The sequence below is a fragment of the Luteimonas padinae genome, from assembly GCF_014652935.1.
GTDB lineage: Bacteria > Pseudomonadota > Gammaproteobacteria > Xanthomonadales > Xanthomonadaceae > Luteimonas > Luteimonas padinae.
In genome coordinates this window covers 182,524-196,885 of record NZ_BMZT01000005.1, presented here as the reverse complement: position 1 = coordinate 196,885, position 14,362 = coordinate 182,524, and the positions used below count along the sequence as shown (strand labels likewise).

Annotated in this window: 14 protein-coding genes and 1 tRNA gene; 14 read left to right on the top strand and 1 reads right to left on the bottom strand. The window is 69.4% G+C overall.

Annotated features, from left to right (window positions below):
- Positions 1 to 90 precede the first annotated feature (90 nt).
- The 14 genes from IE168_RS07515 to IE168_RS07450 all read left to right on the top strand — a co-directional run bounded on the left by IE168_RS07515 (position 91) and on the right by IE168_RS07450 (position 13,012).
- Complete coding sequence (locus IE168_RS07515) at positions 91 to 498, top strand: TrbC/VirB2 family protein (RefSeq protein WP_189496794.1); 408 nt, start codon at positions 91 to 93, stop codon at positions 496 to 498.
- Positions 491 to 796 (top strand): VirB3 family type IV secretion system protein, encoded by a 306-nt coding sequence (locus IE168_RS07510; protein WP_189496792.1) that lies wholly within the window; start codon positions 491 to 493, stop codon positions 794 to 796. The genes IE168_RS07515 and IE168_RS07510 overlap by 8 nt, the downstream gene beginning before the upstream one ends.
- Positions 793 to 3,246, top strand: a complete 2,454-nt coding sequence (locus IE168_RS07505) for a VirB4 family type IV secretion/conjugal transfer ATPase (RefSeq protein ID WP_189496788.1) — start codon at positions 793 to 795, stop codon at positions 3,244 to 3,246. The genes IE168_RS07510 and IE168_RS07505 overlap by 4 nt, the downstream gene beginning before the upstream one ends.
- A gap of 98 nt (positions 3,247 to 3,344) precedes the next feature.
- Positions 3,345 to 4,007, top strand: coding sequence for a hypothetical protein (locus IE168_RS07500; protein WP_189496786.1), 663 nt, complete (start codon positions 3,345 to 3,347; stop codon positions 4,005 to 4,007).
- 10 nt (positions 4,008 to 4,017) lie between these two features.
- Positions 4,018 to 5,022, top strand: a complete 1,005-nt coding sequence (locus IE168_RS07495; RefSeq protein WP_189496784.1) for a TrbL/VirB6 family protein — start codon at positions 4,018 to 4,020, stop codon at positions 5,020 to 5,022.
- A 230-nt stretch (positions 5,023 to 5,252) separates the two neighbouring features.
- A complete protein-coding gene (gene thrS, locus IE168_RS07490; RefSeq protein WP_189496782.1) occupies positions 5,253 to 7,157 on the top strand; it encodes a threonine--tRNA ligase in 1,905 nt (634 codons plus the stop codon).
- Positions 7,158 to 7,208: 51 nt separating this feature from the next.
- Positions 7,209 to 7,769, top strand: coding sequence for a translation initiation factor IF-3 (gene infC, locus IE168_RS07485; protein WP_189496780.1), 561 nt, complete (start codon positions 7,209 to 7,211; stop codon positions 7,767 to 7,769).
- Between the two features lie 235 nt (positions 7,770 to 8,004).
- Entirely contained in the window at positions 8,005 to 8,202 is a 198-nt protein-coding gene (gene rpmI, locus IE168_RS07480; RefSeq protein ID WP_055249161.1) for a 50S ribosomal protein L35, read from the top strand.
- A 13-nt stretch (positions 8,203 to 8,215) separates the two neighbouring features.
- Positions 8,216 to 8,575, top strand: coding sequence for a 50S ribosomal protein L20 (gene rplT / locus IE168_RS07475; RefSeq protein ID WP_133000809.1), 360 nt, complete (start codon positions 8,216 to 8,218; stop codon positions 8,573 to 8,575).
- A 202-nt stretch (positions 8,576 to 8,777) separates the two neighbouring features.
- Entirely contained in the window at positions 8,778 to 9,788 is a 1,011-nt protein-coding gene (gene pheS / locus IE168_RS07470; RefSeq protein WP_189496777.1) for a phenylalanine--tRNA ligase subunit alpha, read from the top strand.
- A gap of 43 nt (positions 9,789 to 9,831) precedes the next feature.
- On the top strand, positions 9,832 to 12,204 hold the full coding sequence (pheT, locus tag IE168_RS07465) for a phenylalanine--tRNA ligase subunit beta (RefSeq protein WP_189496775.1): 2,373 nt from the start codon (positions 9,832 to 9,834) through the stop codon (positions 12,202 to 12,204).
- 13 nt (positions 12,205 to 12,217) lie between these two features.
- A complete protein-coding gene (locus tag IE168_RS07460) occupies positions 12,218 to 12,520 on the top strand; it encodes an integration host factor subunit alpha (RefSeq protein ID WP_189496773.1) in 303 nt (100 codons plus the stop codon).
- Positions 12,513 to 12,869 (top strand): MerR family transcriptional regulator, encoded by a 357-nt coding sequence (locus IE168_RS07455; RefSeq protein WP_189496771.1) that lies wholly within the window; start codon positions 12,513 to 12,515, stop codon positions 12,867 to 12,869. Before IE168_RS07460 ends, IE168_RS07455 begins: the two co-directional genes overlap by 8 nt.
- A 66-nt stretch (positions 12,870 to 12,935) precedes the next feature.
- Positions 12,936 to 13,012: transfer RNA gene (locus tag IE168_RS07450), tRNA-Pro, on the top strand.
- A 183-nt stretch (positions 13,013 to 13,195) separates the two neighbouring features.
- On the opposite strand, the gene IE168_RS07445 is transcribed toward IE168_RS07450, so the two are convergent.
- On the bottom strand, positions 13,196 to 14,299 hold the full coding sequence (locus IE168_RS07445; RefSeq protein ID WP_189496769.1) for a sensor domain-containing diguanylate cyclase: 1,104 nt from the start codon (positions 14,297 to 14,299) through the stop codon (positions 13,196 to 13,198).
- Between the last annotated feature and the right edge of the window lie 63 nt (positions 14,300 to 14,362).

Below are 14,362 nucleotides of genomic sequence, written 5' to 3'. Positions count from 1 at the left end.
CGGGCCCGGCAGGGACGCCGCCTTCGTGTTCTGACACTCCGCCGCGACAGGAAACGCGGCGCCCAACCACCACCAACGCAAGGACGCATCATGGACACCAGCACGCACCGAACCGGTTCCGCCCGCTCCACCGGCCGCCACGAACGCCGCCGGCCCGGCTTGCCCAGCGCGACCAGGGGCCTGGTCGCCACGTTCGCCGCCGCGCCCGCCGCAGTCCTGGCGCAGGCCTTCGGCGGCGCCGACGCCAAGGTCTGCGGCTTCTTCGACAACGTCAACGGCCTGCTCAACATGGCCTCGATCGCGGTGGTCACCATCGCCATCATCTTTGCCGGTTACCAGATCGCCTTCGCGCACAAGCGGATCTCGGACGTGGCTCCGATCCTGGTGGGCGGCCTGCTGATCGGCGCGGCGGCGCAGATCGCCCGCATGCTGCTCGGGCCCGAGGCGGGCGAGTGCACGGCGATGCTCGATGCCGTCCTGCCGGTGTTCCGTGCGTAAGGACGTGCTCTTCCGCGGCTGCACCCGGCCGGCGATGTTCCTGGGCGTGCCTTACGTGCCGTTCTTCATCGGCGCCGGGGCCTGCCTGCTGCTCGCGGTGTACGTGAACCTGCTGCTGCTGGTGCTGATGCCGCTGGTGATCCTCGGCATGCGCCAGATGGCCAGGCGCGACGAGATGGTCTTCCGTCTGCTGGGCCTGCGCTGGCAGGTCCTCGCCAAGGTGCGCAATCGCGGCCTCCGCGGGGGTGACTGGTCGTTCTCGCCGCTGGCCGGCCGTGCGCCCGGGAGGCGCGTGTGAACCCCCGGGTCGCCGATGCCGCGGTCGCCGGCTTCGTGCCGCTGTCGAGCCATGTCGCCAGCGACGTGGTCAAGACCACCGGGGGGGACTACCTCGTCGCGTGGCGGCTTGACGGGCTGCCGTTCGTCGGCCGGGAGGAGTGGGATCTCGAGCACCGGCATGCCACCTTCAACCGCATGCTGCAGACGCTGCGGGCGCCGGATTTCGCCAACGTCGCGTTCTGGACCCACGACATCCGCGGGCGTCGGCGCATCGAAGGGGGAGGGCGCTTCGAAGGCGCCTTCAACCAGGACCTCTCGGACGCCTATTTCCGCAAGCTGGAAGGGCAGGAGTCACTGCAGAACGATCTCTACCTCACCCTGCTTTACCGGCCCGTGGTCGCGGGCCGTCGCCTGGTCGAGCGCTCCGCCGACCTGGACAGGCTGGCCGCGGCGGAGCAGCAGGCGATCGCGCGGGTGCACGAGCTCGCAGGCAACGTCGAAGCGGTGCTCAGGGACTATTCCCCGCAGCGCCTCGGCATGTACGAGCGCGACAACGGGATCGCGTTTTCCGAAGTGCTGGAGCTGTATGGCTACGTCCTCAACCGGCTGGACGAGCCCGTTCCGGTATTGCACGCGCCGATCGCCGACTATCTCTCCGTCAGCCGGCACACGTTCTCGGCACGGACGGGCGACTTCGTCGTCGCGCTTCCGGACGGCACCCACGAATACGGGGCCATCCTCAACATCAAGGAGTACACGGACGCCACCTGGCCCGGGATCCTCAACGGGCTCAAGTATCTCGGCTTCGAGTACGTGCTCACGCAGTCCTTCAGTCCCATGGGCCGGCAGGACGCGCTGCGGGTGCTCGACCGCACCAAGGGGATGATGGTGTCGTCCGGCGACCGCGCGGTCAGCCAGATCGCCGAGCTCGACCAGGCGATGGACCAGCTCGCTTCGGGAAACTTCGTGCTGGGCGAGTACCACTTCTCGCTCGCCGTCCATGCCGCCAGCCAGGACCTGCTGTCCAGGCACGTCGCCGAGGCCCGCGCGGAGCTCTCGAATGCCGGCTTCGTGTCCGCGAAGGAGGATCTTGCCGTCGCGTCGGCGTTCTATGCCCAGCTTCCCGGCAACTGGCGCTACCGGACGCGCCTGGCCAATGTCAGCTCGCTGAACTTCCTCGGCCTCTCGCCGCTCCACAACTTCGCCGGCGGCAAGCGCGCGGGCAACCCGTGGGGCGACTGTGTGACCACGCTGCAGGCCAGCAACGGCCAGCCCTACCACTTCAACTTCCACGCCACGCATCCGGCCGAGGATTCGCTGGGCGAGAAGGCGCTGGGCAACACCCTCGTGATCGGCAAGTCCGGCACCGGCAAGACGGCCCTGGTGAACTTCCTGCTGGCGCAGTCGCAGAAGCTCGACCCCGCGCCGACGGTGTTCTTCTTCGACAAGGACCGCGGGGCCGAGATCTTCGTGCGTGCCTGCGGCGGCAACTACCTGGCGCTGGAGAACGGCCGGCCCACGGGCTTCAATCCCCTGCAGTGCGAGCGCAGCGATGCCAACGCCCAGTTCCTGGTGGAGCTGGTGAAGCTGCTCGCGGGCAAGCCGGCGTACACCGCGCGCGAGGACGAGGACATCTTCCGCGCCGTGGCCGGGCTGCTGGACACGCCCATGCACCTGCGCAGCATGGCCAACCTGCAGAAGAGCCTGCCGAACATGGGCGACGACGGCCTCCACGCTCGCCTGCGCAAGTGGACCGCGGGCCACAGCCTGGGGTGGGTGTTCGACAACCCGGTGGACACGATCGACCTGTCGCGCTCGAACATCATCGGCTTCGACTACACCGACATCCTCGACAACGCCGAGGTCAGGGTGCCGGTGGTGCGCTATCTGCTGCACCGGCTGGAAGGGATCATCGATGGCCGCCGGCTGGTCTACGTGATGGACGAGTTCTGGAAGATCCTCGACGGCGGCGGCGCGCTCAAGGCGTTCGCGCGCAACAAGCAGAAGACCATCCGCAAGCAGAACGGTCTCGGGATCTTCGCGACGCAGAGCCCGGAGGACGCGCTGGCGAGCGACATCGCCGCCGCGCTGGTCGAACAGACCGCGACGCTCGTGCTGCTGCCCAATCCCAACGCCAGCCGTCGGGACTATGTGGAAGGGCTGAAGCTCACCGAGGCCGAGTATCGCGTCGTCGTTTCGCTCGACGAGCGCTCGCGAAGCTTCCTGGTCAAGCAGGGGCACGCTTCGGCCGTCTGCAGGCTCGATTTGGAAGGGCTGGACGACATTCTTGCCGTTATCTCGGCCTCCACGGACAACATCGCGGTGATGCACGAGGTGGTCGCCGAACAGGCCGCCGCACGAGGCGTGGCGCCGGACGCGCTGCGCCCGCAGGACTGGCTCGGGCCGTTCCAGGCGAGGCGCAGGGGCAGGCGGCCATCCGGGACCGCCGATGGACATGGCGGCAGCTGATTCAACCCAGGGAGAGGGACATGGACGACAGGGAAGTTGCAGGGGCAAGGACGCCCCGTCTGCGGATGGCGGCGCTGGTACTGGGGGTGTGTGGCGCCATGGCGGCGTGGCCTGCGTCCGCACAGTGGGCGGTGGTGGATGTCCCGCACACCGTCAAGACCGCGCTGGGATGGGTGGCCCAGTACCAGCAGATGATCGAGGACTACAAGCGGCAGGTCGAACAGCTGCAGACCCTGGACAAGCAGTTCGAGCAGGCGCTGGTGACCGGCGAGGCCTATGCGGGCGGCGGCAGCCACCGCGAGAACTTCCAGCAGGTCGAAGAGGATGCCGGCGTCGACAAGCGCTGCGGAACGGCATCGGCCAGGAATCCGAAGGGCGCGGAACTGCACGCCTACTGCGTGTCCATCGTGCGGACCGAGAACCGCCGCTTCAACGCCCTGGTGGCGATGCTGGACGACGTGAACGAGCGTGACCGGGAGCTGCGCGAGGCCTATGCAGAGCGCGGTGGCATCCAGCCGGAGGAGGAGGGCAAGCTCGCCTCCAACACCAACCGCATCCTCTCGATCCAGGGCCAGCTGCAGAACGACGTCCAGAGCGGCGAGCGGCTGATGTCGGCCTACGACACCGCGCTGCGCGCGCTGCGCGACAACCATGTCCGCGTCGCCAACGAAGCCCTCGAAGGTTCCGGGGCGCGCGGTGCGGTCGTGCAGGGCGTGATGCTGAAGCTCGCGCTCCGGGCCGCCCGCGAGCGCGACCGGTAGGGGCGCGGACGTGGCGATCGAGAGCGTGGCATGGCTGGTGGCGGCCGGGATGGACTGGGCCCAGGCCCAGGGCCTGCCCAACATGGTCTTTTTCCAGGAGATCAACGGTTTCCTCGATGACGAGATCGGCGAGTTCGCGGGGAACCTGCTGGGCCGCGTGGTCACGGTCGCCGGCAGCGCGGCGCTGACCCTGCTCACGCTCTGGATCCTGGTCCAGGGCTATCGCATCGCCACGGGGCTGTCCCGGGAGCCGATGATGGCGCTGGTGGGGGATGCGCTGAAGGCGGTGCTGGTGATCGGTATCGCGACCGGCGCGGCGGCGGGCGCGGGTTCGACATACCGCGTGCTCACCGACGGGCTGGGAGAGGCCGTGTCGCAGATGGTGACCGGCCGGGAGGAGGGCGGCGCCTATGAAGACATCGACGAGGTGCTGGCGATCATGCAGGTCGCGCTCCAGGTGATCGATTCGATCGACCCTGGCGGCGACCTGCTCACCGAAGGGCGCAAATCACGCGCAATGTGGTTTGCAGGCGTCGGACTTGGCGGACCGGCGATCATCGCCGCGGCCATGCTGCTGTTGAACAAGGTGGCCATCGCGCTGGTGGTGGGGCTTGGGCCGCTCTTCATCCTCTGCCTGCTGTTCCGGGCCACGCGCCAGTTGTTCAGCAAATGGCTGTACTACGGCTTGGGGACGCTGTTCTCGCTCGCGCTGTTGACGGTGATGGTGACGCTCGCCCTGGACATGCTGATCGCCGTGGGCCTGGCGTTCTGGGTGGCCGACTGGCTAACCGGCGCGCCGCAGGAGAGTCTGGCTTCGATGGCGATGCAGCAGGGGGGCATGGGCCTGATCCTGACCATGCTGATTGTCAGCGCGCCGCCGATGGCGGCGATGTTCTTCAACGGCGTGCTGGGCCAGTTTTCGCCCTACAACGCGGTGGGCGTGGCAACCGGAGGCGGGGCGGCCCCGCCGCCGGGTTCGGGGCTGCCACCCGGCGTGGTCGGACGCGGCGGCTGAGGTGCCGCGTTCCGTCCGGGCGTCCGGGTTTCGGCTAGAATCGGGCCGCATCCCCGGGAGACAGGTGGCCCGCGCCAACGCGCCGGCCGAGCGTGCGACATGGACACTACCTCCGCCCATTGCTGATCCCGCCCGCGGCCGATTCCGGAAGGCGCCCGCGTGGCGCCTTTTTTCATGCCCACGGGCCTCGGCCAATACCGTGGTCCGAACCCACCAGACACCCCATCGCCATGATCACGATCACGCTCCCAGACGGCAGCCGCCGCGAGTTCGACGCCCCCGTCACCGTCATGCAGGTCGCCGAGTCCATCGGCCCGGGCCTGGCCAAGGCCACCGTGGCCGGCAAGGTCGACGGCCGCCAGGTCGATGCCTCCGACCTCATCGACCACGATGCCAGCCTGCAGATCCTCACCCCGAAGGACCCGGAGGGCGTGGAGATCATCCGCCACTCCTGCGCCCATCTCGTGGGCCACGCGGTCAAGCAGCTCTACCCGGACGCCAAGATGGTGATCGGCCCGGTGATCGAGGACGGCTTCTACTACGACATCTGGCGCGCCCAGCCCTTCACGCCGGAGGACATGGCTGCGATCGAGGCCCGCATGCGCGAGCTGATCGACACCGAGTACGACGTCATCAAGCGCACGACCCCGCGTGACGAGGTGATCGAGACGTTCAAGGCCCGCGGCGAGGACTACAAGCTGCGCCTGATCGAGGACATGGGCCCCGAGGTCACGGCCATGGGCCTGTACCACCACCAGGAGTACGTGGACATGTGCCGCGGCCCGCACGTGCCCAACACGCGCTTCCTGAAGGCCTTCAAGCTGCTGCGGACCTCCGGCGCCTACTGGCGCGGCGATGCCAAGAACGAGCAACTGCAGCGCATCTACGGCACCGCCTGGGCCGATGCCAAGCAGCTCAAGGCCTACATGCAGCGCATCGAGGAGGCCGAGAAGCGCGACCACCGCCGCATCGGCAAGCAGCAGGAGCTTTTCCACCTGCAGGAAGAGGCCCCGGGCCTGGTGTTCTGGCACCCCAAGGGCTGGGCCCTGTGGCAGGTGGTGGAGCAGTACATGCGCGGCGTCTACCGCGCCAGCGGCTACGGCGAGGTGCGCTGCCCGCAGATCCTCGACGTCAGCCTGTGGCAGAAGTCCGGCCACTGGGACAACTACAAGGAGAACATGTTCTTCACCGAGTCCGAGAAGCGGACCTACGCGGTGAAGCCCATGAACTGCCCGGGCCACGTGCAGGTGTTCAACCAGGGCCTGCACAGCTACCGCGACCTGCCGATCCGCTACGGCGAGTTCGGCAGCTGCCACCGCAACGAGCCCTCCGGCGCCCTGCACGGCATCCTGCGCGTGCGCGGCTTCACCCAGGACGACGGCCATGTGTTCTGCACCGAGGCCCAGATCGAGCAGGAGGTCACCGACTTCCACGCCCAGGCCATGAAGGTCTACGCCGATTTCGGCTTCACCGACGTGCAGGTGAAGCTGGCCCTGCGCCCCGAATCGCGCCTGGGCGACGACGCCACCTGGGACAAGGCCGAGGCCGCCCTGCGCGGCGCACTGTCCGCGGCCGGGGTCGAGTGGCAGGAGCTGCCGGGCGAGGGCGCCTTCTACGGCCCCAAGATCGAGTACCACCTGCGCGACGCCATCGGCCGCACCTGGCAGCTGGGCACGATGCAGGTCGACTTCATGATGCCGGGCCGCCTTGGCGCTGAATACGTCGACGAGAGCAGTGCCAAGCGCACGCCGGTCATGCTGCACCGCGCCATCGTGGGTTCGATGGAGCGCTTCATCGGCATCCTGATCGAGCACCACGCCGGTGCCTTCCCGGCCTGGCTGGCCCCGGTCCAGGCGGTGGTGATGAACATCACCGACGCCCAGGCCGACTGGGCTGCCGAGGTCCGGAAAACCCTTGCGGATCAAGGGCTCCGGGTGGAATCGGATTTGCGCAACGAGAAGATCGGCTATAAGATTCGCGAGCACACGCTCGCGCGCGTGCCGTACCTGCTCGTGGTGGGGGACCGCGAGAAGGAGCAGGGGGCGGTTGCGGTACGCACGCGCGGAGGGGAAGACCTGGGTTCGATGCCGCTGGCCGACTTCACGGCCCGTCTGCACGCGGAGCGGGGTCCCTGAGTATCATGTAGCCCGGTGCCTGCCATGCGGCAGGTGCCGTGGGTCCCGGAAATGGGCCCAGCCAGAAGTGCCACCCACGGAGATTGCAATATCAGTACCCCGGACAAGCAGAACCGCAGGAACCTCGAAATCCGCGTCCCCCGCGTACGCGTGATCGGCTCGGACGGCGAGATGGTCGGCGTGCTTTCGCGCGACGAAGCCATCGCCATGGCCGAGGAGGAAGGACTGGACCTCGTCGAGATCCAGCCCAACGCCGATCCGCCGGTCTGCAAGATCATGGACTTCGGCAAGTTCCGCTTCGAGGCGCAGAAGCGCGCCAACGAGGCCAAGAAGAAGTCGAAGCAGGTCGAGATCAAGGAAGTCAAGTTCCGTCCGGTGACCGACGAGGGCGACTACCAGATCAAGCTGCGCAAGATGCGCGGGTTCCTCGAGGAAGGCGACAAGATCAAGGTCAACATCCGCTTCCGTGGCCGCGAAATGAGCCACCAGGAGCTGGGCCGCGGCATGGCCGCGCGCATCGAGGCCGATCTCGGCGAGGACATCGTGATCGAGTCCCGGCCGCGCCTGGAAGGCCGCCAGATGGTCATGATGATCGCGCCGAAGAAGAAGTGACGCCGCGCGCCGTCGCGCGCGCGTGGGCCGCCCAGGCGGCCCGAACCCCCTGATTTGCAAACGGAACCACCTGCCGTGCATAATGCGCGGCTCGGTCCGCGTGCCTTGCGCGCGGGCCGGTTGGACCCGCCACGGTTCCCATGGGGCCGCGGCCATCACACCGGCAAGGGCAGGACGGAAAGCGTGGCGCAGGCCACCGCCCGGGCCAGTACGAAATACCGACAAGGACACAGCAATGCCCAAGATCAAGACGCATCGGGGCGCGGCCAAGCGCTTCCGGAAGACCGCTTCCGGCAAGTACAAGGCGGGCCACGCCAACCGCAGCCACATCCTGACCAAGAAGGCGACGAAGCGTAAGCGCAACCTCCGCCAGACGAACCACATCCCGGCGTGCGACTCCGGTCGTCTCGACCGCATGCTGCCGTATCTCTGAGGAGGACTGAACCATGGCACGAGTCAAGCGTGGCGTTCAGGCGCGCCGCCGTCACAAGAAGGTCCTCAAGCAGGCCAAGGGTTACTACAACGCGCGCCGCAAGGTCTTCCGCGTCGCCAAGCAGGCCGTCACCAAGGCCCTGCAGTACGCCTACATCGGCCGCAAGCAGAAGAAGCGCAACTTCCGTTCGCTGTGGATTACCCGCATCAACGCGGCGGCCCGCATCAACGGCATGAGCTACAGCCGCTTCATGAACGGCCTGATGAAGGCCGGCATCACCCTCGACCGCAAGGTGCTGGCGGACATCGCCGTGCACGACGCGGCGGGTTTTGCCGCGCTGGCCGAGAAGGCGAAGGGCGCGCTCGCAGCGTAAACCTGCCCGGCGCCGTCCTGCCGACGTTGTAGGAGCAGCTACAGCTGCGACCGACAAGATGGCCAGAACGGGGTCGCAGCTATAGCTGCTCCTACAGGAGCGCTTGGCGGAACACAGGCAGTCGATACACGCATGGGGAAGGGCGCAAGTCCTTCCCCATGTTTCGTTTACGGCCCGGGAAAGGGCCCCCGATGGTGCTCCGATGACCGAGATCGAATCCATCCGCGAGCAGGCGCTCGCCGACATCGCCGCAGCCGCGGGCCCCGACGCCGTCGAGGGCCTGCGCGTGGCGCTCCTGGGCAAGAGCGGCAGCGTCACCGCGCAGCTGAAGTCGCTGGGCGCGCTGCCGGCCGACCAGCGCAAGGCCGCGGGCGAAGCCATCAACCGCGCCCGCGACGCCATCGGCGAGGCGCTGGCCGCGCGCAAGGCAACGCTCGACGCCGCCGCGCTCGACGCCCGCCTGGCCTCCGAAACCATCGACGTGACCCTGCCGGGCCGCAACGGCGAAGCAGGCGGCCTGCACCCGGTCAGCCGGACCATGGAACGCATCGCCGACATCTTCGGACGCCTGGGCTACGAGCTCGCCGACGGCCCCGAGATCGAGGACGACTGGCACAACTTCGAGGCCCTGAACTTCCCGCCGCACCATCCGGCGCGGGCCATGCACGACACCTTCTATTTCCCCGACGGGCGCCTGCTGCGCACCCACACCTCGGGCGTGCAGGTGCGCTACATGCAGGACCTGCTCGCCCGCGGCGGCCAGCCGCCGCTGCGCATGATCGCGCTGGGCAAGGTCTACCGCAGCGACTCCGACCAGACCCACACGCCGATGTTCCACCAGTGCGAGGGCCTGCTGGTCGACGAGCACGCGAGCTTCGCCGACCTCAAGGGCACGCTGTCGGAATTCGTCCGCGCCTTCTTCGAGCGCGACTTCGAGATGCGCTTCCGCCCGAGCTACTTCCCCTTCACCGAGCCCTCGGCCGAAGTCGACATCGCCTGGGCGCAGCCCGACGGCAGCACCCGCTGGCTGGAGGTCCTGGGCTGCGGCATGGTGCATCCGAACGTGCTGCGCGCGGTCGGCATCGACCCCGAGCGCTACAGCGGCTTCGCCTTCGGCCTGGGCGTGGAGCGCTTCGCGATGCTGCGCTATGGCGTCGACGACCTGCGCAGCTTCTTCGACAACGACCTGCGCTTCCTGCGCCAGTTCGCCTGACGCGCCAGCGTCAGTCCTTCGACCCTGACAACCGGGTGTTGCGATGAAATTCTCCGAGAACTGGCTGCGCCAGCACGTGCCGACCACGGCCACCCGCGACGGGCTGGCCGCGACCCTGACCGCGATCGGCCTGGAGGTCGAAGAGGTCACGCCGCTGGGCGAGGCGCTGGACGGCGTGGTGGTGGCGCGCATCGTGTCCGCCGAAAAGCATCCCGAGGCCGACCGCCTGCAGGTTTGCCAGGTCGATGCCGGGGCCGCCGGCATGCTGCAGATCGTCTGTGGCGCGCCGAACGCGCGCCCCGGCCTGGTCGCGCCGCTGGCGACCATCGGCACCACGGTCGGCGAACTCACGATCAAGGCCGCGAAGCTGCGCGGCGTCGAATCCAACGGCATGCTGTGCTCGGCGAAGGAGCTCGGCCTCGACGCCGACGCCTCGGGCCTGCTCGAGCTGCCCGGCGACGCGCCCCTCGGCGCGCCGCTGGCCGGTTACCTCGGCCTGCCGGACGCCAGCTTCGAACTCAAGCTCACGCCCAACCGCGCCGACTGTTTCGGCATCCGCGGCATCGCCTTCGACGTGGCCGCGGCCTGCGGTGGCGAAGTGGCCGCGCTCGACGCCGCGCCGGTTCCGGCCGCCAGCGAGGCCACGGTCGACGTGCGCCTGGAGGCGGGCGCCCACGCCCCGCGCTACCTCGGCCGCGTGATCGAGGGCGTCGACGCCGCCCGCGCCACGCCGGCGTGGATGGCCGAGCGCCTGCGCCGCAGCGGCGTGCGACCGGTCTCGCTGCTGGTGGACGTGACCCAGTACGTGATGCTCGAACTCGGCCAGCCGATGCACGCCTACGACCGCGGCCTGCTGAAGGGCCCGGTGGGCGTGCGCCGCGGCCGCGCCGGCGAATCGCTGAAGCTGCTTGATGGGCGCGAGGCCGCGCTCGACGACGGCTTCCTGGTGATCACCGACGCCGACCGCCCGGTCGGGCTGGCCGGCCTGATGGGCGGCCACGACACCCGCGTGACCGATGCGACCCGCACGGTTTTCCTCGAGGCTGCGCACTTCGCCCCGGCCGCGATCATCGGCCGCGGCCGCCGCCTGGGCCTGCACACCGATGCCGGCCACCGCTTCGAGCGCGGCGTCGACCCGGAGCTGCCGCGCACCGCGATCGAGTACGCCACGAAGCTCGTCCTCGACATCGCCGGCGGCTCGCCGGGTCCGGTCACCGAGGCCGTGCTGCCCGAGGCGCTGCCGCGCCCGGCGAAGATCGTGCTGCGCCGCGCCCGCCTCGCCCGCGTGCTGGGCGTGGACATCGCCGATGCCGAAGTCGAGCGCATCCTGCGCGCGCTGGGCCTGGGCGTGGAGGCCACGGCCGAAGGCTGGACGGTCACCGCCCCGACCCGCCGCTTCGACCTCGCGATCGAGGAGGACCTCGTCGAGGAAATCGCGCGCATCCACGGCTACGACGCCATCCCGACCACGCTGCCCGGCGGTGCCACGCGCCTGGTGGCGCCGACCGAAGGCCGCGTGCCCGAGCGCGACCTGCGCCGCGCGCTGGCCGGACGCGGCTACCTGGAAGCGATCAACTACGCCTTCGTCGACGCCACGCTGCTCGCGCGCTGGCAGGCCGACGAGGCCCTGGTGCCGCTGGCCAACCCGCTCAGCGCCGAACTCGGCGTGATGCGTCCGCGCCTGCTGCCAGGGCTGGTCGACGCGCTGGCGCGCAACGCCGCGCGCCAGCAGGGGCGCGTGCGCCTGTTCGAACTCGGCAAGGTGTTCAGCGCCCGGGCTGGCGAAGCCCCGCTGGAAACCCCGCGCATCGCGGCCGTCGCCAGCGGTGACGCCCTGGCGGAGCAGTGGGGCGTGCCCGCGCGCCGGGTCGACTTCCACGATCTCAAGGGCGACCTCGAGGCACTGGCCGCGCTGTCGGGTGCACGGCTGGAGTTCCGCGCCGCCGCGCCGTCGTGGGCACATCCGGGGCGCGCCGCCGAGGTGCTGCGCGACGGTAGGGTGGTGGGTGCGATCGCCGAACTCCATCCGCGGCTTCAGCAGGCGCTCGACCTCGACCATCCGGTGGTGGCCTTCGAGCTCGACCTGACCGCCATCACCGCGCGCGCGCTGCCGCGGGCGGGCACGCTGTCGAAGTTCCCCTCGGTGCGCCGCGACCTCGCGTTCATCGTCGCCGACAGCGTGTCCTGGGGGGAGCTGGAAGCGACCGCCTCGGCGGCGGCCGGCCCCTTCCTGAAGGCCCTGCACCTGTTCGACGTCTACGCCGGGAAAGGCGTGGAAACAGGATTCAAGAGTGTCGCCATGGGCTTGATTCTGCAGGACGCATCGCGCACGCTGGTCGACCGCGACGTGGATGCGGTGGTGGCCTCGGTCACCGATGCCGTCGCGGTCGCGCATGGAGCGCGGATCAGGGGCTGAGGAGACTGGCGGCATGGCGTTGACGAAGGCTGAAATGGCTGAGCGGCTCTACGTGGAGGTCGGCCTGAACAAGCGCGAGGCGAAGGAGTTCGTCGACGCGTTTTTCGACGCGCTGCGCGAGGCGTTGCAGGGCGGCCGCCAGGTCAAGCTGTCGGGCTTCGGCAACTTCGACCTGCGCCGCAAGAACCAGCGCCCCGGCCGCAATCCCAAGACCGGCGAGGAGATCCCGATCTCGGCCCGTACCGTGGTCACCTTCCGCCCCGGCCAGAAGCTCAAGGAACGCGTGGAAGCGTACGCGGGAGGCACCCATGCTTGACCCCGGCAGCAACCGCGAACTCCCGCCGATCCCGGCCAAGCGCTACTTCACCATCGGCGAGGTCAGCGAGCTCTGCGACGTCAAGCCGCACGTGCTGCGCTACTGGGAAACCGAGTTCCCCAGCCTCAGCCCGGTCAAGCGCCGCGGCAACCGCCGCTACTACCAGCGCCACGACGTGCTGATGGTGCGCCAGATCCGCGGCCTGCTGTACGAGCAGGGCTACACCATCGGCGGCGCGCGCCTGCGCCTGGAGGGCGAGGACGCCCGCCAGGAATCCGCGCTCAGCACCCAGATCGTCCGCCAGGTGCGGATGGAGCTGGAGGACGTGCTGCAGCTGCTGCGGCGCTGAGCACGGTGAAAGTTTCGATGCCGCGCGGCTCCCATCGGGGCGCCGCGGCGGCTATAATTCTCCGACCGGGGTATAGCGCAGCCTGGTAGCGCACTTGTCTGGGGGACAAGTGGTCGTCGGTTCGAATCCGGCTACCCCGACCATCTCGAACACGAAGCCCGCCTCGCGCGGGCTTCGTGCTTTCCGGTGGATGCGGCGCTGGCCGAGCACCCGTCCAGCTTCGCGATGCTGCCGATGCACCATCTGCCCGGCGCGGACGGGATGCTGGAGAAGCTGGCGGCCCGTGGCCATGCCATCGAAGCGCCCTGGAACGTCTGCGGCCAACCTCAGCCGGTCGCGCCCAGTGCTTCCCCCGGCGACAGCACCAGGCGGTTGCGACCGCTGCGCTTGGCCTCGTAAAGCGCAGCGTCCGCCTCGTGGATCCAGTCCTCGATGCGCGCGTGTCCGCGGCCCGCCAGTGCGATGCCGATGCTCACGGAGTGCCCGTGGTCCGGCGCCTCCGCGAGCACGATCGTCTCGACCGCGGCCCGGTAGGCTTCGGCCAGCCGGGCGGCCTCCTCGAGTCCGGTGGCGGGACAGACCACGGCGAACTCGTCGCCGCCATAGCGGCCGGCGATGTCGCCCGGGCGCAGCAGCGTGCGCAAGGCGGCACCGGCGGCGCGCAGCAGGGCGTCACCGGCGAGGTGGCCGCTGTCGTCGTTGACGCGCTTGAAGCCGTCCACGTCGATGAGCAGCAGGGTCGCGGGGCGGTCCAGTGCGTGGACATCGTGCAGCGCCAGGGCGGCGTCGCGCTCCCAGTGGCCACGCAGCGCCAGGCCGGTGACCCGGTCGACGCGGCCGAGCAGGTCAAGCTCGCGGTTCTTCTGCACCACCTTGCGCACCAGCTGCTGCCGCCCGAGGCTGACCAGCCCGGTGTGGATCAGCAGCATCGGCAGGCAGGCCAGGATCACGGCGGTGCTGGAGGCCGGCTCGAAGGCGAAGCCGGTCGCCAGGCCGCCGGCCAGCAGTGCGGCCACGGAGACCGGAAGCGTGCGGCGGAAGATCCCGGGCACGTCGGAGTTGACCTTGTCGGCGGCCGACAGCGCCAGCAGCAGCACGCTGGGCAGCAGGTTGAAGTGCATCAGCGGCACCCAGAACGCGGCGATCGCGGAATCGGCCAGCAGATTCCGCTGTTCGGCCTTGAACGGATCGGCGCTCCGCTTCGCGAGCTGGTAGGCGAGGTGCGGCCAGGCCAGGCCGGTGAGCGCGCACAGGATCCAGCGCAGCGGCCCGGCCTGGAGCTCCCAGAGCACCATCGCCATCGCAAGCGCGCCCAGCCCCATGCCGAGCATGCGATAGCGATAGATGCGCCTGGGCAGCGCGGCGCGTGCGCGTGGCGAGCTGAAGACCGTCGCCTGCGCGGCCTCCGTGCCCGATGGTCCTGTGTTCACCTGGCCCTCCCCCCGGTCGGCCGCCGGGCAGCGGCGCGCCGGATGCCGGGAGTATAGGCCCCG

What these genes read in the sequence shown, in the direction of transcription:
- IE168_RS07515 (WP_189496794.1), top strand. Translation starts at nt 91, where the DNA reads ATGGACACCAGCACGCACCGAACCGGTTCCGCCCGCTCCACCGGCCGC.
- IE168_RS07500 (WP_189496786.1), top strand. Translation starts at nt 3,345, where the DNA reads ATGGCGGCGTGGCCTGCGTCCGCACAGTGGGCGGTGGTGGATGTCCCG.
- thrS (WP_189496782.1), top strand. Translation starts at nt 5,253, where the DNA reads ATGATCACGATCACGCTCCCAGACGGCAGCCGCCGCGAGTTCGACGCC.
- infC (WP_189496780.1), top strand. Translation starts at nt 7,209, where the DNA reads ATGGGCCCAGCCAGAAGTGCCACCCACGGAGATTGCAATATCAGTACC.
- rpmI (WP_055249161.1), top strand. Translation starts at nt 8,005, where the DNA reads ATGCCCAAGATCAAGACGCATCGGGGCGCGGCCAAGCGCTTCCGGAAG.
- rplT (WP_133000809.1), top strand. Translation starts at nt 8,216, where the DNA reads ATGGCACGAGTCAAGCGTGGCGTTCAGGCGCGCCGCCGTCACAAGAAG.
- pheS (WP_189496777.1), top strand. Translation starts at nt 8,778, where the DNA reads ATGACCGAGATCGAATCCATCCGCGAGCAGGCGCTCGCCGACATCGCC.
- pheT (WP_189496775.1), top strand. Translation starts at nt 9,832, where the DNA reads ATGAAATTCTCCGAGAACTGGCTGCGCCAGCACGTGCCGACCACGGCC.
- IE168_RS07460 (WP_189496773.1), top strand. Translation starts at nt 12,218, where the DNA reads ATGGCGTTGACGAAGGCTGAAATGGCTGAGCGGCTCTACGTGGAGGTC.
- IE168_RS07455 (WP_189496771.1), top strand. Translation starts at nt 12,513, where the DNA reads ATGCTTGACCCCGGCAGCAACCGCGAACTCCCGCCGATCCCGGCCAAG.